18 protein-coding genes and 1 riboswitch are annotated in these 19,645 nt (G+C 64.6%); of the genes, 8 read left to right on the top strand and 10 right to left on the bottom strand.

Annotated features, from left to right (window positions below; all coding sequences use genetic code 11):
* Positions 1–6 precede the first annotated feature (6 nt).
* Complete coding sequence (gene gcvT, locus ACLFLU_RS28155) at positions 7–1,155, bottom strand: glycine cleavage system aminomethyltransferase GcvT (RefSeq protein WP_426408015.1); 1,149 nt, start codon at positions 1,153–1,155, stop codon at positions 7–9.
* A 145-nt stretch (positions 1,156–1,300) separates the two neighbouring features.
* Positions 1,301–1,389, bottom strand: a riboswitch (glycine riboswitch).
* Between the two features lie 244 nt (positions 1,390–1,633).
* On the opposite strand from gcvT, the gene alaS reads away from it, so the two are divergent.
* Entirely contained in the window at positions 1,634–4,315 is a 2,682-nt protein-coding gene (alaS, locus tag ACLFLU_RS28150; protein WP_426408014.1) for an alanine--tRNA ligase, read from the top strand.
* An 18-nt stretch (positions 4,316–4,333) separates the two neighbouring features.
* Here the strand turns inward: alaS and ACLFLU_RS28145 are convergent, their stop codons facing one another.
* From ACLFLU_RS28145 to ACLFLU_RS28135, 3 genes are all read right to left on the bottom strand, one after another.
* The gene (locus ACLFLU_RS28145) at positions 4,334–4,837 is read right to left on the bottom strand and encodes a DUF3455 domain-containing protein (RefSeq protein WP_426408013.1); all 504 of its coding nucleotides are present in this window, start codon (positions 4,835–4,837) and stop codon (positions 4,334–4,336) included.
* A gap of 98 nt (positions 4,838–4,935) precedes the next feature.
* The gene (locus ACLFLU_RS28140; RefSeq protein WP_426408012.1) at positions 4,936–6,150 is read right to left on the bottom strand and encodes an NADP-dependent isocitrate dehydrogenase; all 1,215 of its coding nucleotides are present in this window, start codon (positions 6,148–6,150) and stop codon (positions 4,936–4,938) included.
* 219 nt (positions 6,151–6,369) lie between these two features.
* Complete coding sequence (locus ACLFLU_RS28135) at positions 6,370–8,097, bottom strand: alpha/beta hydrolase family protein (RefSeq protein WP_426408011.1); 1,728 nt, start codon at positions 8,095–8,097, stop codon at positions 6,370–6,372.
* A gap of 296 nt (positions 8,098–8,393) precedes the next feature.
* On the opposite strand from ACLFLU_RS28135, the gene ACLFLU_RS28130 reads away from it, so the two are divergent.
* A complete protein-coding gene (locus tag ACLFLU_RS28130) occupies positions 8,394–9,602 on the top strand; it encodes a TrmJ/YjtD family RNA methyltransferase (protein WP_426408010.1) in 1,209 nt (402 codons plus the stop codon).
* A gap of 95 nt (positions 9,603–9,697) precedes the next feature.
* Here the strand turns inward: ACLFLU_RS28130 and ACLFLU_RS28125 are convergent, their stop codons facing one another.
* From ACLFLU_RS28125 to ACLFLU_RS28115, 3 genes are all read right to left on the bottom strand, one after another.
* Positions 9,698–10,912: a diguanylate cyclase gene (locus ACLFLU_RS28125; RefSeq protein WP_426408009.1), complete on the bottom strand. Its 1,215-nt coding sequence runs from the start codon at positions 10,910–10,912 to the stop codon at positions 9,698–9,700.
* Positions 10,913–11,237: 325 nt separating this feature from the next.
* Positions 11,238–11,621, bottom strand: coding sequence for a nuclear transport factor 2 family protein (locus tag ACLFLU_RS28120; RefSeq protein ID WP_426408008.1), 384 nt, complete (start codon positions 11,619–11,621; stop codon positions 11,238–11,240).
* A 51-nt stretch (positions 11,622–11,672) separates the two neighbouring features.
* A complete protein-coding gene (locus ACLFLU_RS28115) occupies positions 11,673–12,425 on the bottom strand; it encodes an SDR family NAD(P)-dependent oxidoreductase (RefSeq protein ID WP_426408007.1) in 753 nt (250 codons plus the stop codon).
* 115 nt (positions 12,426–12,540) lie between these two features.
* Between ACLFLU_RS28115 and ACLFLU_RS28110 the strand changes: the two genes are divergently transcribed.
* Positions 12,541–13,434 (top strand): LysR substrate-binding domain-containing protein, encoded by an 894-nt coding sequence (locus ACLFLU_RS28110; RefSeq protein WP_426408006.1) that lies wholly within the window; start codon positions 12,541–12,543, stop codon positions 13,432–13,434.
* Positions 13,435–13,567: 133 nt separating this feature from the next.
* Complete coding sequence (gene cynS / locus ACLFLU_RS28105) at positions 13,568–14,056, top strand: cyanase (RefSeq protein ID WP_426408005.1); 489 nt, start codon at positions 13,568–13,570, stop codon at positions 14,054–14,056.
* 63 nt (positions 14,057–14,119) lie between these two features.
* On the opposite strand, the gene purB is transcribed toward cynS, so the two are convergent.
* Both purB and ACLFLU_RS28095 read right to left on the bottom strand, forming a co-directional pair.
* On the bottom strand, positions 14,120–15,571 hold the full coding sequence (gene purB, locus ACLFLU_RS28100) for an adenylosuccinate lyase (protein WP_426408004.1): 1,452 nt from the start codon (positions 15,569–15,571) through the stop codon (positions 14,120–14,122).
* 85 nt (positions 15,572–15,656) lie between these two features.
* On the bottom strand, positions 15,657–15,980 hold the full coding sequence (locus ACLFLU_RS28095) for a DUF1476 domain-containing protein (RefSeq protein WP_426408003.1): 324 nt from the start codon (positions 15,978–15,980) through the stop codon (positions 15,657–15,659).
* 332 nt (positions 15,981–16,312) lie between these two features.
* On the opposite strand from ACLFLU_RS28095, the gene purC reads away from it, so the two are divergent.
* The 4 genes from purC to ACLFLU_RS28075 are packed head-to-tail and all read left to right on the top strand — an operon-like array spanning position 16,313 to position 19,004.
* Positions 16,313–17,080, top strand: coding sequence for a phosphoribosylaminoimidazolesuccinocarboxamide synthase (gene purC / locus ACLFLU_RS28090; protein ID WP_172782948.1), 768 nt, complete (start codon positions 16,313–16,315; stop codon positions 17,078–17,080).
* Between the two features lie 12 nt (positions 17,081–17,092).
* Positions 17,093–17,332, top strand: coding sequence for a phosphoribosylformylglycinamidine synthase subunit PurS (gene purS, locus ACLFLU_RS28085; protein ID WP_015685059.1), 240 nt, complete (start codon positions 17,093–17,095; stop codon positions 17,330–17,332).
* Positions 17,332–18,033: a phosphoribosylformylglycinamidine synthase subunit PurQ gene (gene purQ / locus ACLFLU_RS28080; RefSeq protein WP_426408002.1), complete on the top strand. Its 702-nt coding sequence runs from the start codon at positions 17,332–17,334 to the stop codon at positions 18,031–18,033. Before purS ends, purQ begins: the two co-directional genes overlap by 1 nt.
* Positions 18,030–19,004: a tripartite tricarboxylate transporter substrate binding protein BugD gene (locus ACLFLU_RS28075; RefSeq protein ID WP_426408001.1), complete on the top strand. Its 975-nt coding sequence runs from the start codon at positions 18,030–18,032 to the stop codon at positions 19,002–19,004. The genes purQ and ACLFLU_RS28075 overlap by 4 nt, the downstream gene beginning before the upstream one ends.
* Before the next feature lie 21 nt (positions 19,005–19,025).
* On the opposite strand, the gene ACLFLU_RS28070 is transcribed toward ACLFLU_RS28075, so the two are convergent.
* Positions 19,026–19,505 carry a PaaI family thioesterase gene (locus ACLFLU_RS28070; RefSeq protein WP_426408000.1) on the bottom strand — a complete coding sequence of 160 codons (480 nt, stop codon included), beginning with the start codon at positions 19,503–19,505 and terminating at the stop codon, positions 19,026–19,028.
* Between the last annotated feature and the right edge of the window lie 140 nt (positions 19,506–19,645).

Here is a 19,645-nt window from a genome sequence, read left to right as displayed (position 1 = left end):
TTGTCCTCAGCGTTTGTAGGTGTTTTTCACGAAGGGCATGGCGGCTACGGTGAGCGGCAGAAATTGTCCGCGCACCTCGGCGAAGAGTTTTGTGTCGAGCGCGCTCAGGCTTGTGGGCACATAGCCCATCGCGACCGGCGCATTCAGGCTCGGGCCGAAACCGCCCGAGGTGACCTTTCCAATCGGCTCGCCGCCTGCGCTATCGGCAAACAACAGCGCGCCTTCGCGCACCGGCGCGCGGCCCTCCGTGCGCAGGCCGACGCGGCGGCGGGATGCGCCGTGATCGAAGTGAGCGAGGATTTTCTCGGCCCCGGGAAAGCCGCCGGCGCGGGCACCACCGGTGCGGCGGCTCTTCTGCACCGACCATTCCAGCGCGGCCTCGACCGGCGTGGTCGCGGTGTCGATGTCGTGGCCATAGAGGCAGAGCCCGGCTTCCAGCCGCAGGCTGTCGCGGGCCCCTAAGCCGATCGGCATCACATCAGGATTGTCCAGCAGCGTCTTGGCGAGGTGTTCGGCATCCGCAGCGAGGACCGAAATCTCGAACCCGTCCTCGCCGGTATAGCCCGAGCGCGAGACGAAACAGGCGAGGCCGGCGACCTGATGCGGGCCGGCGTCCATGAACTTCATGGCGGGGGCTTCTGCACACAATTTCGCCACTGCTGACTCGGCCTTCGGGCCCTGCAGCGCGATCAGTGCACGATCGGCGAGCGAATCGATGACGCAGGTCTCGGAGAGATTCGCGCGCAGATGCGCCTCGTCCTCAGCCTTGCAGGCGGCATTGACGACCAGGAACAAATGATCGCCGAAATTGGCGACCATCAGATCGTCCAGAAGGCCGCCGTCGGGATTGGTGAACTGGGCGTAGCGCTGTCGCCCCGGTGCAATCGCCACGATATCCTGCGGCACCAGCCGCTCCAGCGCGCGGGCGGCGTCCTCGACTTTGCCGGATTTCGGCCGAAGCGCGATCTGGCCCATATGGGAGACGTCGAACAGGCCGGCCTGGTTGCGGGTCTGGAGATGCTCTTTGAGCACGCCCGCGGGGTACTGCACGGGCATGTCATAGCCCGCGAACGGCACCATCTTGCCGCCGAGCGACACATGCAGGTTGTAAAGGGGGGTACGTCTAAGGGATTCTCGGTCGTCGCGCGCAAACATCACAGGGGCCCTCGGCGGTTCCCCGAGGAGGATTCCCCGTGGACACCAGTCGAAGCCCCATCTGTCGCTGTGCCTGAGAGTATTATCCCGTCGGCGGACGCAGTCCGGGCCTTAAGCCCGTCGGCGCCTCTTTCCAGATGTCGTCAAAGCCACGCGGTCCTTTTGCCTGAGAGTTTCCGGGGCGGTTGCTCCTTCGGCGCCGGCAGTGAAGCCGGTCTCTCCCGACGTGGCCGTACGATACAGATGGGTACAGACCACAGCCCGGCCAAGCCTGTCAACGCGCACCTGACGGCTTTCAACGGGATTGCCAAGGGGACTGCCAAGGGATTGCGCGACTGCGGCAACCCTCTGATCTCTCTGCACAGTTTCTGGACAGCGAAGCTGGCCTTGTCTAAAAGCGCTTTGGCCCGCAGATATCAGCCCGAATCCCAGGTTTGGACGGCAGGAAGCGGGTCCAAGCACACCCGATTGGATGAACATGAGCGGCGTCAACGAGATCAGGTCGACCTTTCTGAACTTCTTTGCCGAGAACGGCCACGAGATCGTGTCGTCCTCGCCATTGGTGCCGCGCAACGACCCGACGTTGATGTTCACCAATGCCGGCATGGTGCAGTTCAAGAACGTCTTTACCGGCGTCGAGAAGCGGCCCTATCAGCGCGCCACCACCTCGCAGAAATGCGTGCGCGCCGGCGGCAAGCACAACGATCTGGACAATGTCGGCTACACCGCGCGCCATCTCACCTTCTTCGAAATGCTCGGCAACTTCTCGTTCGGCGACTATTTCAAGGAGCGCGCGATCGAGCTGGCCTGGAAGCTCATCACCAAGGATTTTGGGCTGAACAAGGACAAGCTGCTCGTCACCGTCTACCACACCGACGATGAGGCGCACGGGCTCTGGAAGAAGATCGCCGGCTTCTCCGATGACCGCATCATCCGCATCCCGACCTCGGATAATTTCTGGGCGATGGGCGACACCGGCCCGTGCGGCCCGTGCTCGGAGATCTTCATCGACCGCGGCGACCACATCTGGGGCGGCCCTCCGGGCTCGCCTGAAGAGGACGGCGATCGCTTCCTCGAATTCTGGAATCTCGTCTTCATGCAATACGAGCAGGTGACGAAAGAGCAGCGCGTGGATCTGCCGCGTCCCTCGATCGACACCGGCATGGGCCTGGAGCGCATGGCCTGCATCATGCAGGGCGTCGACAGCGTGTTCGAGACCGATCTGTTCCGCCATTTGATCGACGCGACGTCGTCCGCGTTGGGCCACGGACCGAACGAGCAGACGGTCGCCTCGTTCCGCGTCATTGCCGACCACTTACGCTCCTCGGCCTTCCTGGTCGCCGATGGCGTGCTGCCCTCGAACGAGGGCCGCGGCTATGTGCTGCGCCGGATCATGCGCCGCGCGATGCGCCATGCGCAGCTGCTGGGTGCGAAAGAGCCGCTGATGCATCGCCTGGTCTGGGCGCTGGTCCGCGAGATGGGCCAGGCCTATCCCGACCTGATGCGCGCGGAGAATTTGATCGAGGAAACGTTGCGTCTCGAAGAGACCCGCTTCCGCAAGACGCTGGTGCGCGGCCTCGCCATCCTCGACGAGAAGAGCGCGTCGTTGAAGAAGGGCGACATGTTCGACGGCGACGTCGCCTTCACGCTCTACGACACCTATGGTTTCCCGCTGGATCTGACGCAGGACGCGCTGAAGTCGCGCGGCATCGGCGTCGACCAGGCGTCGTTCACCGACGCGATGGAGCGCCAGAAGGCCAAGGCGCGCGAGTCCTGGAAGGGGTCGGGCGAGGCGGCCTCCGAGGCGATCTGGTTCCCGCTGCGCGAAAAGCTCGGCGCCACCGAGTTTCTAGGCTACGAGACCGAGAGCGCCGAAGGCGTGGTGTCCGCGCTGGTGAAGGACGGCCAGGAGGTCGCGAGCCTCAAGGCCGGCGACACCGGCGCGCTCGTGCTGAACCAGACGCCTTTCTACGCGGAGTCCGGCGGCCAGGTCGGCGACACCGGCCTGCTGACGGGTGAGGGCGGCATCAAGTTCCGCGTCACCGACACGCAGAAGAAGCTCGGCGATTTCTTCGTGCACGTCGGCACGGTCGAGAGCGGCGAGCTGAAGGTCGGCACCGCGTTGCAGCTCGAGGTCGATCACGGCAGGCGCTCGTCGATCCGCGCGCATCACTCGGCAACGCATCTCATTCACGAAGCGCTACGCCAGGTGCTCGGCGACCACATCGCCCAGCGCGGCTCGATGGTCGCGCCCGACCGCCTGCGTTTCGACTTCGTGCATCCGAAGCCGATCACGGCGGAAGAGCTTGCCCGCGTCGAGGACATCGCCAACGACGTGGTGCTGGAGAACGACGAGGTCACCACCCGTGTGATGGGCGTCGATGAAGCGCGTGAGGCCGGGGCGCGCGCCCTGTTCGGCGAGAAGTATGGCGACGAGGTTCGCGTCGTCTCGATGGGCAAGACCGCGCGTGAGCGCGGCGTCAATGCGCTCGGCTGGTCGGTCGAGCTCTGCGGCGGCACGCATGTGCGGCGCACCGGAGATATCGGCCTGATCACGCTGACCGGCGAGAGCGCTGTGGCTTCGGGCGTGCGCCGCATCGAGGCTTTGACCGGCAACTACGCGCGAAAACACGCCAACGAGACCATGGCGCTGGCGAAGACTGCAGCCAACGAGCTCCGCACCTCGATCGACGACGTTCCGGCGCGCATCACCGCGCTGATGGAGGAGCGCAAGAAGCTCGAGCGCGAGCTCTCCGACGCCCGCAAGAAGCTCGCGATGGGCGGCGGCGCGTCCGCCGGCAGCAATGGTGCCGCCAGCGGCGTGCGCGAGGTCGGCAACGTCAAGCTGATGGCGCGTGCGGTCGAAGGCATCGAGATGAAGGATCTCAAGAGCCTGGCGGACGACGGCAAGAAGCAGATCGGCTCCGGCGTGGTCGCCATCGTCGGCGTCACCGAGGACGGCAAGGCCGGAATCGTGGTCGGCGTCACCGCCGACCTGACCGCGCGCTTCAACGCCGTGAATTTGGTGCGCGTCGCCTCCGAAGCGCTCGGCGGCAAGGGCGGCGGCGGCCGGCCCGACATGGCGCAGGCCGGCGGCCCCGATGGTGCCAAGGCGACCGAGGCGCTCGCGGCGATCGAAAAAGCGATGGCAGACGCTTAGGCGCCTGCGTCTCGTTCCTCAGCCCTTCTTCAGGAAGACGTACTCGGCCGAGTAGGGCGCGCTCTTGAACTCGCCGGCCTTGTCGCAAGCGCCGTCGAGCTTGCCGCCATGGGTGTTGATGCGCTGGACCGTGGTGACCGGCGTCAGCACGCCGCTGCCGCGGCGGGAGGCGACGTCCAGCTTCAGCCAGGGGATATCGGCAGCCGTCGCGCCCGGCGCGTTGCCGATCGCCTTGCCGACGACGGCGCTGCCGTCGGCGTGCTCCCAATTCGGCCCGGCATAGTGACGGCCGATGGTCTTGCCCTCTGCGAGCAGCGTCGCGATCGGCTCGCGGAACGCCCAGGCGAGCTTGCCGTCGGCACCTAGCTTGCACTCATAGACCTGCGCGCCCTCGGCATGGACGCTGAGCACGACGCTCTCGCCGGGTGCGGCGATGGCCTCGGGCAGCGTTTCCGCGGCGGAGGCGGGCCCCGCCATGGCCGCGAGCAGCAGGCAGGGGAGGGCGAACTTGGTGATGGACATGGGAGGCCTCCGCACGATGGTGTCAAAATGAATGGGCCGCGCCTGCGCGCGGCCCATAATGATGTCTAACCCCGATCGGGCGAAAATAATGCGCAGGCTTACGCCGCCAACGCTTTCGTGAGATTCTCGGCGACCTTGTCGAGGAAGCCGGTGGTCGACAGCCAGCGCTGGTCGGCGCCGACCAGGAGCGCGAGGTCCTTGGTCATGTAGCCTTCCTCGACCGTGTCGACGCAGACCTTCTCCAGCGTGTTCGCGAACTTCGCGAGCTGCGGATTGTTGTCGAGCTTGGCGCGGTGCGACAGGCCACGGGTCCAGGCGAAGATCGACGCGATCGAGTTGGTCGAGGTCTCCTTGCCCTTCTGGTGCTCGCGGTAGTGACGGGTCACGGTGCCGTGGGCGGCTTCGGCTTCGACCGTCTTGCCATCGGGGGTCAGCAGCACTGAGGTCATCAGGCCGAGCGAGCCGTAGCCCTGCGCGACGGTGTCGGACTGCACGTCGCCGTCGTAGTTCTTGCAGGCCCAGACATAGCCGCCGGACCATTTCAGCGCCGAGGCGACCATGTCGTCGATCAGGCGGTGCTCGTAGGTCAGGCCCTTGGCCTCGAATTCCTTCTTGAACTCGCGGTCGTAGATGTCCTGGAAGATGTCCTTGAAGCGGCCGTCATAGACCTTCAGGATCGTGTTCTTGGTCGAGAGATAGACCGGGTAGTTGCGCAGCAGGCCGTAGTTCAGCGAGGCGCGGGCGAAGTCGATGATGGAATCGTCGAGATTGTACATCTCCATGGCGACGCCGGCGCCGGGCGCCTTGAACACTTCCTTCTCGATCACGGTGCCGTCCTCGCCGACGAACTTCATCGACAGGGTGCCCTTGCCCGGGAACTTGATGTCGGTGGCGCGGTACTGGTCGCCATAGGCGTGGCGGCCGATGATGATCGGCTTGGTCCAGCCGGGAACCAGGCGCGGCACGTTCTTGCAGATGATCGGCTCGCGGAAGATCACGCCGCCGAGAATGTTGCGGATGGTGCCGTTCGGCGACTTCCACATCTGCTTGAGGTTGAATTCCTTCACCCGGGCCTCGTCCGGGGTGATGGTGGCGCACTTGACGCCGACGCCGACCTTCTTGATCGCCTCGGCGGCGTCGATGGTCACCTGATCGTTGGTGTGGTCGCGGTGCTCCATGCCCAGGTCGAAATACTGCAGCTCGACATCCAGGAACGGGTTGATCAGCTTGTCCTTGATGTACTGCCAGATGATCCGGGTCATCTCGTCGCCATCGAGTTCGACGACGGGATTGGATACCTTGATTTTTGCCATGATCGGAGAAGCCCTCTTGGGAACGGCGCCTTTTGGCGGCCGCGGTGGAAATCTCCCGCGCTATAGCACCGCCCGGGGGCGGGCGGAAGCGGAGCGGTTATGCAGTTTCAGCCCATCTTTTCGCCGAGAACCGCCATTCCGAACAGGTCGGAATGACGGCTGTCGCACCTTGTTTGGGCACCTGTCCCGCGAGCGAACCGGCGCCGCTCGAGAGCGCCTCTAAAAGGCGGCCTGCGTGGCCGTGCCGGCCACGATGTACCAGGTCACGAACAGGCCGGAGATCAGGGCGCCCGGCAGGCTCGATCCGGTCCGCCGCCAGGTGAAGGTCGCGATCACGGCGACGATCGCGAGCAGCGGCACGAACTGGATGGCGACGATGGTCGAGAGCGGGACGAAGCCGGGGTCGGGGAGCGGGTTGATAAGCTTTCCGGTCAGCCAGAGCGTGCCATATTGCAGGACCAGCAGCACGATGAAGCCGAACGTCAGCGCCAGGATATTGGTCAGATAGAGCGCAAGCCGCGGTGCCTCCATCGTCGAGAAATTCCGGTGCAGCACGTGCAGCGCCACGATGAAAAACGCCGTGAACGGAATCAGGTAGATCAGGAAGATCACAAACTGCTTCGAGTTCATCAACTTCAATGCGATGATCCAGAAGCGGAAGTCGATCTTGAAAGCAGCGTCGGCGAGCCACAGCGCGGCATAGCCGACTGCGACCGAAGCGACCGCGATCGCCACGGATTGGCCAACCAGTCCGGTCCGGCCCTTGCGCTTCGGCGCGAGGCGCATCAGCGCTAGCGTGATCAAGCCGTTGATGATGGCCCAGACCAGTATCTGGTTGGTGATGCCTTGCGGCAGGAACGCTTTCGGCGTCACGAAGGTGCCGCCCAGCGCAAAGGCCGGGTAGTAGGTCAGCGCCGGGATGAAGGCGGACAGGATGAAAGCCACGGTCCAGCTCCGGCCGGTGGCGGCGTGATGCGGCGGCATGGTGCCGTCGGCGACCGCGGGTAGGCGGAGACGGGAGAACATTTGCGCCTCGAGCAGGCCGTCGAACGTGCCGATCAGCAGCGCGACGAAACCAGCAAACGCGATCAGCGTGCCGAGCTCCTTGCGGAACCAGATCTGGTCGTCGGCCGGCCGCGGCGTGCCGCCCTGCAGCGTCTTGGCGAACCAGTCGAGGCTGTAACCGATCGCCTCATGCGAGATGTGCTCGGCCGGGTGGGTGATCGCCGGCGTGTACAGCACCCGGGCGGTCCCGGCCGCCGGGTCGCCATAGACCTTGCCCGGCTCGACCGGCCCCTGCGTGCCGAACATCGCCCACAGCTTTGGACTCTTGGTGACATCGCGGGCGAGATCGACGTCCCACATCAGGGTGGAGAATTCCTCGTATTGGGCAAACACCAAAGCGGTGTTGCGCGGCCAGCTGGGGGTGCCGTCGGCTGCGAATGGCTTGCCGGTCGATGAGCCCTCCAGCACCATCGACTTGTAGCCGTCAGGCATCGCGATGGCTGCGGCCAGCACCGTCCAGCCGCCCATCGAGTGACCCTCGAGGCCGATATTGGCCTTGTCGACGATGTCGAGGCTGCGGAGATAGGCGAGGCCGTCAGGGCCACCAAAGCCGTTGGCAAAGGCGGGTGGGTCACTATAGCCATGGCCGGTCTGGTCCAGCGCCAGCACGACATAGCCGCGCCGGGCGAATTCGATGGCGAAGCCATCCTGGGTCTCGCGCGAGTTGATGTAGCCGTGGACGGCGAGGATGCCCGGTGCCGGGGTCTGCGCGGTGGCATTCGCAGGGATGTAGAGCAGGGCACTCATGGTGTTGCCCTTGGCGCCCTTGAACCTGACATCCTGGATCCGGATGCCGCCGGCGGTCTGCGTGAGGTGCGCGATGAGGCCACCCACCACGATCAAGACCGCTCCGAGAATTGCCAATTTCCATCGCTTCAGCATCGTGTCCCCCCACTCAATTGTTGCTTCAGCTTCGGCCTTTCGGCTTCGCTTTGGTTGTGGTTGATAGCCATATCCGAAAGCAAACCGCGCGCAAGCTGGACGGTAAAATCGTCCCCAATTGAGGTGCGATTGCGGTTTCGCAAACGCTGCTAACCCTGTTATCTCCGTTGAGAAATTGCGCCGCACGGAAGGCGGGCCGGCGGCGCGGATGAAGGCTTGGATCAGCGTCTTCAGAGAGAGCTTCAAGCTTTTCGGACGCTGAACGAGACGAACGCTGAACCAGAAAGTGAACTGAGATGTCCGGCACCGACAAGACCAAGGCAGGGCTCGCCCTCGACGGTCCCATCGTGATCCTGGTCGAGCCGCAGCTCGGGGAGAACATCGGCATGGCCGCGCGCGCCATGGGCAATTTTGCCCTGGGCCGCTTGCGGATCGTGAACCCTCGCGACGGCTGGCCAAACATCGCCGCCCAGCGGGCCGCGGCCGGCGCCGACCACATTCTGGAAAAGGTCGAATTGTTCGACACGGTCGGCGAGGCGGTCGCGGACCTCGACCTGCTGTTCGCCACCACCGCGCGTCCCCATGATCAGGCCAAGCCGGTGGTCGGGCCGGAAGCGGCCGCCGCCGAGATCTCGGGGCACGTCGCCACCGGCGGCAAGGCCGGCATCCTGTTCGGCCGGGAACGCTGGGGGCTGACCAACGAGGAGGTCGGGCTCTCCAACCGCATCATCACCTTCCCGGTCAATCCGGGGTTTGCCTCGCTCAACCTTGCCCAGGCCGTGCTGCTGATCGGCTACGAATGGTTCAAGCGGGCGACCTCCGGCGAGCTTCCGCACGCCATGCCGGAGCGCTCCGAGCGCGCCTCGCAGCACCAGATGCAGGCCTTCTTCGACAACCTCATCCGCGAGCTCGACCGGGTCGAATTTTTGCGCCCGGCCGAGAAGCGCGACACCATGCTTGTCAACCTGCGCAACATTTTCAGCCGGATGGAGCCGACCAAGCAGGACATGCACACCCTCCATGGGGTGGTGATGGCGATTGCGGAAGGGCGCAAGGGTCCGGCCAAAGGTGGCGTGCTCGACGGCGAACAGGCCACGCGTCTGCGCGCGCTGCTGGCCGAGCACGGGCAGGGCGGCGGCGTCCCCGACAGCGGCTCGACCGTGCGCGGGCTGGCGCGCCTGCTCCGCCGCAACCCGACCGATGCCGAGCGCCTGCTCTGGCAGGCGCTCACGCGCGATCGCCGTTTCGCAGGTGGCTTCAAGCGCCAGACCCCGGTCGGCCGCCACATCCCGGACTTCGTCTCGTTTCCGCACCGGATCGCGATCGAGCTGGTCAACCCGGGCGAGGGTGAGACGATCGCGGCGGATCGCGCGTCGCGGCGGGCGTGGCTGGAGGCGCGGGACTATCGCGTGCTGGAGATCCGGGCGGCGGACGTGGAGCGCGATCTCGAGGCGGAGCTGGTGCGGCTGCAGGGGATGATCGCGGAAGGATCGAGCATTTTGTAGGGTGGGTTAGCGACAGCGTAACCCACCTCTTCCTGCGATCCCTCGTCGGAGAGATGGTGGGTTACGCTTCGCTAACCCACCCTACGAATTCGATCTCAGGCGGCGGCTGCGACCGCGCCCTTCGAGCTGCTCTGCTGGAGGCGGCGCAGCGCCGCGAGGTTGGTCTCGACCGAGGCTAGGCAGCACCGCGATTTGCCGCCCGACTTCGCCTGGTAGAGTGCGGCGTCGGCAACCGCGAGTAATTCCTCGACGACGGCGCCATGATCCGGCGACATCGCAATGCCGACGCTGGTCCCCACGCTGGCGCAAGTTTCGCTGCCGAGCTGGTAGGAGGTCGCAACCTCGCGGATGATGCGATGTCCGGTCTCCAGCGCCGTCTCGGATGTGATGCCATCGATGAGCGCGACGAACTCATCGCCGCCCATTCGTGCCACCACCGCACCGTTCGGCAGCGCCCGACGCACGCGTTCGGCCACCTCTTTCAGCACCTGGTCGCCGGCGGCATGTCCGAAGGTGTCGTTGATCGGCTTGAAGTTGTCGAGATCGAAGAACAGCACCGCGAGCGGCCGTTCGTCGTGCACGCATGCATCGAGCTTCGCGTTGAGGGCCTCGACGAAGCCCGCGCGGTTCAAGAGGCCCGTGAGCGCGTCATGATGGGCGAGGCGGCTGTTCTCGCGCTCGGCACGCATGGTGGTGACGAGCATCCGGTTGAGGCGGAAGGCAGCGGCCGTCATGGCGGCCAGATACATCGGCACCTGAAGGTAGACGATGTAGAAGAGCGGCTCGCCGGCGAACGCGGCGCCGGGGATGATGGGACCGAGGCTCAGCAGGATCATGGTCCCGGCCAGCCGCGGCGCGCCGAAATTGCGGAAGCAGATGCCGCCGACCATCGCCGCCGCCGACAGGGACGCTAGGATGGCGACGACCCAGTCGCCGCTCGCAATGCTGACGATGGCGCCAAATCCGACGCTGGCGCTCCAGGCGACCGCGAGCAGGAGATGCAGGTCGGTCGGCGTCGGGCGGTGAGCACGCGCGCCGCGCTGCGCGCGGACGAGCACGACAAGGCGCGCCAGGCAAATCGCGATCTCGATGACGAGCCAGGCGATGAATGGTGCAGTCTGCTTCCGCCCGGCGATCACGGCGGCGACGGCAATGGTGTTGACCGCGCCGGCGGCAAAGACCGGCAGCGAACCATAGAGCTGGGCAATGAGCGCGGCACGGATGTCGCCGGGCACGCCCGGCCCCGGCTCGGCCAGCCAGCGCGTCAGGCGCCAGCGCGGCGCACTGTAGAGTCTCTCGTCCGATTGCATTGAAGAGCGTCCCCGTATTCCGGGCGCCAACAACGATGATCGCTCCTAACAGCCTTTTAAGACGGCCATCGATTGCCGGCCGTGCTTGACGCAAGGTAAACCGTCGCAAGCAGGACTGTGGGCCTGCAGGAGAATGCGGATCGGTGCAGGCCGGCGGTGCGGCGGATGTGTCGCGTGATGGTCGAACAGTCCAGCCGCGACCGAAATGGTGGGCACGGCGCCGTGTGCCTTTACCCACCCTACGAAACCGCCGCTGCGGCTGTAGTGGATGATCGCGGAAGGATCGGCCGCCTCGTAGAGCTGTCGTCCTTCCGCGAGCCAGCGATCATTTGCCGGGCTGGTCGAGGAACACATAGAGCGCGGCGATCCTGCCATCCTCCACGATGATGACGTCCCATCCAGTGTAATCAGGCGCTTCGCCGCGGGGGCCTGATGTCCAGGCCAGCCGTCCCGCGTTGTGAAGCGCCTGCGGCTCGCCGATCGCCGTGTAGACGAAGTGGGGATGCGTGGCCCGCAGATCGCCGGCGAATTTGTCGATCGCGTCGCGGCCGACAACGACGCCTGGCGGGACGTACAGGGTGGCGTTCTCCGTCCAGAGCTCGTCGATTGCGGCGCGGCGGCGCTTTGCGTCGCCCTCGCCGAAAACCTCCTGAAGGTTGCGGTGAAGCAGTTCGTGGATGCGATCTGCCGATTCATTGGTCCGGGTCATTGTCTTTCTCCAATTTCGATAAGTTGTGTTGAAGTCGGCGACAGGCGCGCTTCAGATCTGAGCCTGGCCGCCGTCGACGAAGAGCTCGACGCCATTGACGAAGCTTGCCTCATCGGAGGCCAGGAACAGGACGGCCTTGGCGATCTCCGCGGGCTGGCCGACGCGGCCGGCCGGGATGAGCCTCGCGAGATATGTTTTCGTGCCTTCGGCCTGCTCGCCGCCTCCGAACAGCTGGTTCAGCGCGGGCGTGTCGGTGACGCCGGGGCTGACCGCGTTGACGCGGATGCGCCGATCCTTCAGGTCGAGGATCCAGTTACGCGCGAAGTTGCGCACCGCCGCCTTGGTCGCCGAATAGACGCTGAAGGCCGGTGTGCCCGAGACGCTGGTCGTCGAGGCGTTCAGCACGATGGAGGCGCCTTCGCAAAGCAGGGGCAGCGCCTTCTGAACCGTGAACAGGACGCCCTTCACGTTGGTGTCGAAAGTGCGCTGATAATGCTCCTCGGTGATGGCGCCGAGCGGTGCGAACTCGCCGCCGCCGGCATTGGCGAAGATCACGTCGATCTGCTGGTGTTTTTTCTGAACGGCGTCGTAGAGGCGATCGATGTCGGCGAGGTTGGCCATGTCGCCCTGCACGCCGGTGACGCGGCCGCCGATCGATTTCACCGCCGCGTCGAGCGCGTCCTGACGGCGGCCGGTGATGAACACCGAGGCGCCTTCAGCTGCAAAAGCCTTTGCGGTCGCAAGGCCGATGCCGCTCGTGCCGCCGGTCACCACCACGACCTTGTTGTTGAACCTGTTCGTCATCGTCCGTCTCCTTCGAAAGCATGTGGCGAAAGCGCCCTTGCCCGTCGTAAATGCCAATGGAACGATGATGCGAACAGACGGCAGATATGGTACATAGCGTTCTATGAGAGGAACGATGAAGGCCGATTTGAACGACTTCGCCTATTTTGCAGAGGTGGTTGGGCACGGCGGATTCACTGCTGCCGGACGTGCCTTGCGCGAGCCTAAGTCAAAGCTCAGCCGGCGGATTGCAGGACTGGAGGAGCGCCTGGGGCTGCGCCTGATCGAGCGATCGAGCCGACGATTTCGCGTCACCGAGGTGGGGCAAGCCTTCTACGAGCGCTGTCGTGCGATCCTGGCCGAAGCCGAGCAGGCCGAGGCGCTGGTGACGCAAGCGCAAGCCGAGCCTCACGGCCGCATTCGTTTCAGTTGCCCGACCGGCATGGTCGCGGAAATGTCCGGGCTCATCGCAAGCTTCCTGACGCGCTATCCCAAGGTGCGCCTGCAACTCGTCGCCATCGACCGGCCGGTCGACCTGATCGACGAGCGGATCGACGTGGCCTTGCGCATTCGGTCCGAACTCACGGGCGATGCAGCGCTCACCATGCGGTCGCTCGGCACGTCCACGCGCATTCTTGTCGCGAGCCCACAGCTTGCAGGTCGGCTGCGAACGCTCGATGACGTGACCGCGCTTCCGACCTTGGCGACATCAGATGACGACGCGCTGGTCGAATGGCATCTGCAGACCGACGATGGGCGGGCTCGCATTCTCAAGCTCGAACCGCGCATGGGATGTGGAGATTTTGGCGCGGTGCGTGATGCGGCGGTTGCCGGTATCGGTGTTGCGTTGCTACCCAATCACCTCTGTCGAGACGCGCTTGACCAAGGCAAGCTTGTCCATGTGCTCAGGGAGTGGCGCGGTCACCGCGGCATGGTGCATCTCGTCTTCACCACACGACGCGGCCTGCCTCGGGCCGTTCGCGCGTTGATCGATCATCTCGCGGCGGGGTTTTCCAAGACGTTGGTGTAGGGGCGGCCACTTGGGCGGCCACTTGGGCGGTCTCGTAGGAGCGGGACGAAGCCGTAAGCCTCATTTTTTGGCACGTTTCGTGCCTCCCAAAGCGGCAGGACCGACACTGTGCCTGGCCAAGGGAGACCCTGACATGAAACGCGAAAACCTCACCGAGAAGCTGCTCGACATCAAGCGCGAGAAAGGCTGGAGCTGGAAATACATCTGCGAGAAAATCGGCGGCTACTCGGAAGTGCTGATCGTTGGCGCGATCATGGGCCAGATGAAGCTGACCAAGCCGCAGGCGGCCAATGCCGGCGAGCTGTTCGGCCTGTCGAAGACCGAAACCGCCATGCTCAACGAGGTGCCGATGCGCGGCACCGGCACGCCGATGCCGCCGACCGATCCGCTGATCTACCGCTTCTACGAGATGGTGATGGTGAATGGCCCGGCCTGGAAAGCGCTGATCGAGGAAGAGTTCGGCGACGGCATCATGTCGGCGATCGACTTCGACATGGCGATCGAGCGCGTCGCGAACCCGAAGGGCGACCGCGTCAAGATCACGATGTCAGGCAAATTCCTGCCGTACAAATATTACGGCGCCAGCGGCAACGTGCCGGAGTACGGCTTCAAGGAAGAGTAAGAGCGCGAATGGCGAATTGCGAGTAGCGGATGGAATCTGCTCCATTCGCTACTCACCATTTCACTACAGGATCGCGCCCGGCGTGTACTTGGCCGCTTCAGGCTTCGCCTTCGCCAGCGCGTCAACCTGCTCGGCGAAGTAGTCGACCTGGGCGCCGGCGTCGCCGGAATTGGCACGACCGTGATCGAGCACGCGCTGCAGTTCGGCTTCACTCAGGCCGAGACGCTGATCGGCGGCGAGACGCTTGAGCAGGTCGTTCTGCACGATCTTGCCGGTGCGCAGGTCGCGGATGGCCGCGACCGCGTGTTCCTTGATCGCCTCATGCGCGCCTTCGCGGCCGGCTCCCTTCTTCACCGCTTCCATCATCACCGTGGTGGTCAGCAGGAAGGGCAGATAGCGGTTGAGCTCGGTCGCGACGACGGCGTCGAACACTTCCATCTGGTCGAGCACGGAGAGCAGCGTCTCGAGCAGGCCGTCCATGGCGAGGAAGGCGTCGGGCAGCATGACGCGGCGAACGACCGAGCAGGACACGTCGCCTTCGTTCCACTGATCGCCGGCAAGGCCGGCGGCCATGGCGAGATAGCCCTTCAGCACGACATGCAGGCCGTTGATGCGCTCGCAGGAGCGGCTGTTCATCTTGTGCGGCATCGCGGACGAGCCGACCTGGCCCTTGGCAAAGCCTTCGCTGGCGAGCTCGTGGCCCGCCATCAGGCGAATGGTTTTGGCGAAATTGCCGGGGCCGCTGGCAAGCTCCGTGAGGACGCTGACCGCGCGGAAGTCGAGGCTGCGCGGATAGACCTGGCCGACCGCATCAAAGCTCCTGGGCAGGCCGAGGTGGACGAGAATGCGCTGCTCGAGCGCGCGGGCCTTGCCGGCATCGCCGTTGAACAACGTGATCTGGTCGAGCCTTGTGCCGACCGCGCCCTTCAGGCCGCGCGCGGGATAGGTGTCGAGCACGTTGACCAGGCTCTGATGGCCAATCAGCATCTCCTCGCCGAACATTGCGATGCGCTTGCCGAGCGTCGTGACCTGTGCAGCGACGTTGTGCGTGCGCGCCGTGAACGGCATGTCGCGCAATTGCTTGGCATGCCCGGCAAAGCGAATGAGCGCGGCGATGCTCTTGGTCTCGATCAGTTGGAGCCCGCGGTAGACCTGCAACTGCTCCACGTTCTCGGTGAGGTCGCGGCTGGTCATGCCCTTGTGCAGGTGCTCATGGCCGGCCAGTTCGCAGAACTCCTCGATCCGGGCCTTCACGTCGTGGCGGGTGATGCGCTCGCGCCGCATGATGGAGTTCAGGTCGACCTGGTCCTTCACGCGCTCGTAAGCCTCGATCACGCCATCGGGCACGGGAATGCCGAGGTCGCGCTGGCCTTTCAGCACGGCGATCCAATAGTCGCGTTCGAGGCGAACCTTGCCTTCGCCGCTCCAGATGGCGCGCATGGCGGGCGAGGCATAGCGTTGCGCGAGGACGTTGGAGATATGATCTTGGGTGTGATCCTGGGACATGCCGCTCATTTGGCATTGCGCGGGGCCCGCCGCAAGCCGTTATGGAGCGAGCGGCGAACGGGGTTTACCTCGCCATTCGCCGCTCCCGGTCGTCTTATTTCCCGGCCTTCACCTCGGCGGCCGCGACCGCGATCAGCTCACTCATCTTGGCGCGAATCGCCTGTTCGGTGACGGCAACGTTCTTGGCGGCGAAATCGGCCATGACCTTGCGCAGGACGTCGCCGTCGCCGGCCTCCTCGAAATCCGCTGCGACGACCTCCTTGGCGTAGGCGGCGGCGGCTTCGCCGGTGATTCCGAGCTTTTCGGCCGCCCACAGCCCCAGCAGCCGGTTACGGCGGGCCTCCGCCTTGAATTTCTGCTCCTCGTCGAGGGCAAACTTCTTCTCAAAGCCTTCCTCGCGCTTGTTGAATTCGCTCATGCGTCTTCCAATTCCTTGGGGCTGCCGGACGTGGCGGCCCTCGTTGCGAGGGCCCCTGCGCATGCCTAGATAGGGGGCACGAATCGGCGAAACAACGAGCCGTAAAGCCGCAGGCAAGGTGGTATAAGTCAGCGTCGGATGGGCCGGATCGATTGTGCTGGGACAGCCAATCGGATAGGTTGCCTAAAGGCTTGGTTCCTGTTCTGTTTCCTTGGAGTTTTTCTTGGATTCGGATGAGTTCCGGGCCGTTCACGGCAGCTCCGCTGTGGGTCGTAACCTGGTAACCGGAGCACACCAAATACATGGATTTCAACAAAACACGGTACATCCCAATGAGCCGTCGGCGTCGCATTTACGAAGGCAAGGCAAAGGTTCTTTATGAAGGTCCGGAGCCCGGTACCCTGATCCAGCACTTCAAGGATGACGCCACCGCGTTCAATGCGAAGAAGCATCAGGTCATCGAGGGCAAGGGTGTCCTCAACAACCGGATCTCGGAGTACCTGTTTCAGCACCTCAACGACATCGGGGTGCCGACCCACTTCATCCGCCGGCTCAACATGCGCGAGCAGTTGATTCGCGAGGTCGAGATCGTGCCGCTGGAAGTGGTGGTGCGGAACGTTGCCGCCGGCTCGCTGTCGCAGCGCCTCGGCATCGAGGAGGGCACGCAGCTGCCCCGTTCGATCATCGAATTCTATTACAAGAACGACCAGCTCAACGACCCCATGGTGTCGGAAGAGCACATCACCGCCTTCGGCTGGGCCACGCCGCAGGAGATCGACGACATCATGGCGCTCGCCATCCGCGTCAACGACTTCCTCACCGGCCTCTTCCTCGGCATCGGCATCCGCCTCGTCGACTTCAAGATGGAGTGCGGCCGGCTGTTCGAGAACGAGATGATGCGCATCATCGTCGCCGACGAGATCTCGCCGGACAGCTGCCGTCTGTGGGACATCAAGTCGAACGAGAAGCTCGACAAGGACCGCTTCCGCCGTGACCTCGGTGGCCTGCTCGAGGCTTACACCGAAGTTGCAAAGCGCCTCGGCATCCTCATGGAGAACGAGCGTCCGCAGGGCACCGGTCCGGTGCTGGTGAAGAGCTAAGAGGGATTTGACGTGAAGGCACGTGTTACCGTTACCCTGAAGACCGGCATCCTCGATCCACAGGGCAAGGCCATCGAAGGCGCGCTGAAGTCGCTCGGCGTCGACGGCGTCGCCAGCGTCCGCCAGGGCAAGGTGTTCGACATCGAGCTCGCCGGCGCCGACAAGGCCAAGGCGGAAGCCGCGCTGAAGGACGCCGCCGACAAGCTGCTCGCCAACACCGTGATCGAGAACTATCGGGTCGAGCTGCTCTGATGAAAGCCGCTATCCTCGTCTTCCCCGGCATCAACCGCGAGCGCGATATGGCTCGCGCGCTGAAGCTCATCTCGGGCCACGAGCCCGCGATGGTCTGGCACGCCGAGACGTCGCTGCCTGCAGGCACCGATCTCGTGGTGGTGCCGGGCGGCTTCTCCTATGGCGACTATCTTCGCTGTGGGGCGATTGCGGCGCGGGCGCCGGTGATGGATGCGGTGCGCGACTATGCGGCCAAGGGCGGCCTCGTGCTCGGCGTCTGCAATGGTTTCCAGATCCTCTGCGAGTCCGGCCTGTTGCCGGGCGTGTTGATGCGCAACGCGCGGCTGAAATTCATCTGCAAGGACGTGCATCTGCGCGTCGAGCGCTCCGATACGCCGTTCACCCGCGGCTACAATGCCGGCCAGGTGATCCGCGTGCCTGTCGCGCACGGCGAAGGCAACTACGAGGCGGATGAAGAGACCATCAAGCGGATCGAGGGCGAGGGGCGCGTGCTCTATCGCTACTGTTCGGCCGACGGTGCGGTCGACGAGAGCCACAACATCAATGGTGCTGCCCATTCGATCGCCGGCCTCGTCAACGACAAGGGCAACGTGCTCGGCATGATGCCGCACCCGGAAAACCACGTCGAAGACATCATGGGCTGCACCGATGGTCGCGGCCTGTTCGCAGGCCTCACCGCGCATCTGGAAAAGGCCGCGTGATCTCCTTCGTGGTGAAGCGTGCGCTCGCAGCGTTCGCGGCGGTTTCGTTCGCGACGGCTGCCTTCGCGCAGGATTTCCCAAAGCATCCGATCACCATGATCGTGCCGTTCGCGGCCGGCGGCACCTCGGACGTGATCGCGCGCACGGTGGCCGAGCAGATGGGCGTGGCGCTGGGCCAGTCCATCGTGATCGAGAACGTCGCGGGCGCCGGCGGCTCGACCGCGCTGGCGCGCGCCTCCCGGGCCGAGCCCGACGGCTACACCATCGCGATCGGCAATGCCGGCACCAATGCCGCGACCTACACGATCTATCCGAAGCTGCCGTTCACGCCTGAGTCCTTTGCACCGATCGGCATGGTGGCGAAGACATTCGGCATCATCGCGCTGCGCAAGGATTTTCCGGCGAAGGACCTCAAGGAGTTCATCGCCTACGCCAAGGCCAATCCCGGCAAGATCAATCTCGGCCATGCCGGCGTCGGCTCGTCGAACTACCTCATCTGCAAGAGCTTCGTGACGGCCGCCGGCGTCGACGCGACGCTGGTCGGCTATCGCGGCGCTTCGCCCGCGCTGACGGATGCGATCGGCAGCCAGATCGACGGCGTCTGTGACGCGGCGGCCTCCGTGTCGGAATCGATCAACGAAAAGCTGGTGAGAGGTCTCGTGGTCGGCTCGACCGTGCGGCTCGCCACGCTGCCCGATCTGCCGACATCAGCTGAAGCGGGCCTGCCGGAATTCGAGGCGCAGGGCTGGAACGGCCTGTTCGCGCCAAAGGGTACGCCGCCGGCCATTATCGCCAAGTTGAATGCGGCGGCGCGTACGGCGGTGGAAACCGACGCAGTGAAGAAGCGTTTTGCCGACCTTTCGACCGTCGCGCCCGATACCGACGAGCACACGCCCGAGGTTCTGCAAAAGCTCGTGACGCGCGACGTCGAGAAATACCGGAAGATGCTGGCGGACGACGCCAAGCAATAGTGGTTCGCGCTAGACTAGTCGCTATGCGTTGGCCTGGAGTGCCGGCTTCCGCTTCACCCGCTTGATCGTGCCGGAGAAGGTGAACAGCGGCCGGCCGGCCGAGCTCAGCTTGCCGCGCAGGAAGATCAGCGAACCACCGGCCCGGGACACTTCGCCGGTGCATTCGATCATTTCGCCCTCGCGTGCGGCGTCGAGGAAATCACAGGCGAAATTGGTGGTCACGGCCGGGCCGTCCAGCTCATGGGTGGCGATGGCAAACAGGCAATAGTCCGCGAAGGCCATGAAGCAGCCGCCATGGACGTTCCCGGAGCCATTGAGGTGCTTTTTCTCGACCCGGAATGCGCAGCGGACGCTGCCGTCGTCCTCGATCCTGTGCCAGAACGGGCCGATATGGCTCTCAAAACTGTCGCGAATCCAGGTCCGCCAACCCGTAAACTCGCCCTCGGTGGCGACGTGCAGGTCGGGACGGCGGGTGGAGGGGACTTTGGTCAATTCGTGCAAGGAAATGGGCCTTCAATTACGGGTCTTCAGTCCTTAAATCCGATCCGTCAGCGCCTTGCAATTCCCGTTCCCGCCGACCCACCTTGCAAAACGTGGGACAGCGGGAAAATGCGCCATAAAGGGCTTTTCGTGAGCCCCCG

The sequence above is a fragment of the Bradyrhizobium ganzhouense genome (genome assembly GCF_049949285.1).
Taxonomy (GTDB): domain Bacteria; phylum Pseudomonadota; class Alphaproteobacteria; order Rhizobiales; family Xanthobacteraceae; genus Bradyrhizobium; species Bradyrhizobium ganzhouense.
This window is presented reverse-complemented; position numbering and strand designations above follow the sequence as displayed.

What these genes read in the sequence shown, in the direction of transcription:
- gcvT (WP_426408015.1), bottom strand. Translation starts at nt 1,155, where the DNA reads ATGTTTGCGCGCGACGACCGAGAATCCCTTAGACGTACCCCCCTTTAC.
- alaS (WP_426408014.1), top strand. Translation starts at nt 1,634, where the DNA reads ATGAGCGGCGTCAACGAGATCAGGTCGACCTTTCTGAACTTCTTTGCC.
- ACLFLU_RS28145 (WP_426408013.1), bottom strand. Translation starts at nt 4,837, where the DNA reads ATGTCCATCACCAAGTTCGCCCTCCCCTGCCTGCTGCTCGCGGCCATG.
- ACLFLU_RS28140 (WP_426408012.1), bottom strand. Translation starts at nt 6,150, where the DNA reads ATGGCAAAAATCAAGGTATCCAATCCCGTCGTCGAACTCGATGGCGAC.
- ACLFLU_RS28135 (WP_426408011.1), bottom strand. Translation starts at nt 8,097, where the DNA reads ATGCTGAAGCGATGGAAATTGGCAATTCTCGGAGCGGTCTTGATCGTG.
- ACLFLU_RS28130 (WP_426408010.1), top strand. Translation starts at nt 8,394, where the DNA reads ATGTCCGGCACCGACAAGACCAAGGCAGGGCTCGCCCTCGACGGTCCC.
- ACLFLU_RS28125 (WP_426408009.1), bottom strand. Translation starts at nt 10,912, where the DNA reads ATGCAATCGGACGAGAGACTCTACAGTGCGCCGCGCTGGCGCCTGACG.
- ACLFLU_RS28120 (WP_426408008.1), bottom strand. Translation starts at nt 11,621, where the DNA reads ATGACCCGGACCAATGAATCGGCAGATCGCATCCACGAACTGCTTCAC.
- ACLFLU_RS28115 (WP_426408007.1), bottom strand. Translation starts at nt 12,425, where the DNA reads ATGACGAACAGGTTCAACAACAAGGTCGTGGTGGTGACCGGCGGCACG.
- ACLFLU_RS28110 (WP_426408006.1), top strand. Translation starts at nt 12,541, where the DNA reads ATGAAGGCCGATTTGAACGACTTCGCCTATTTTGCAGAGGTGGTTGGG.
- cynS (WP_426408005.1), top strand. Translation starts at nt 13,568, where the DNA reads ATGAAACGCGAAAACCTCACCGAGAAGCTGCTCGACATCAAGCGCGAG.
- purB (WP_426408004.1), bottom strand. Translation starts at nt 15,571, where the DNA reads ATGAGCGGCATGTCCCAGGATCACACCCAAGATCATATCTCCAACGTC.
- ACLFLU_RS28095 (WP_426408003.1), bottom strand. Translation starts at nt 15,980, where the DNA reads ATGAGCGAATTCAACAAGCGCGAGGAAGGCTTTGAGAAGAAGTTTGCC.
- purC (WP_172782948.1), top strand. Translation starts at nt 16,313, where the DNA reads ATGAGCCGTCGGCGTCGCATTTACGAAGGCAAGGCAAAGGTTCTTTAT.
- purQ (WP_426408002.1), top strand. Translation starts at nt 17,332, where the DNA reads ATGAAAGCCGCTATCCTCGTCTTCCCCGGCATCAACCGCGAGCGCGAT.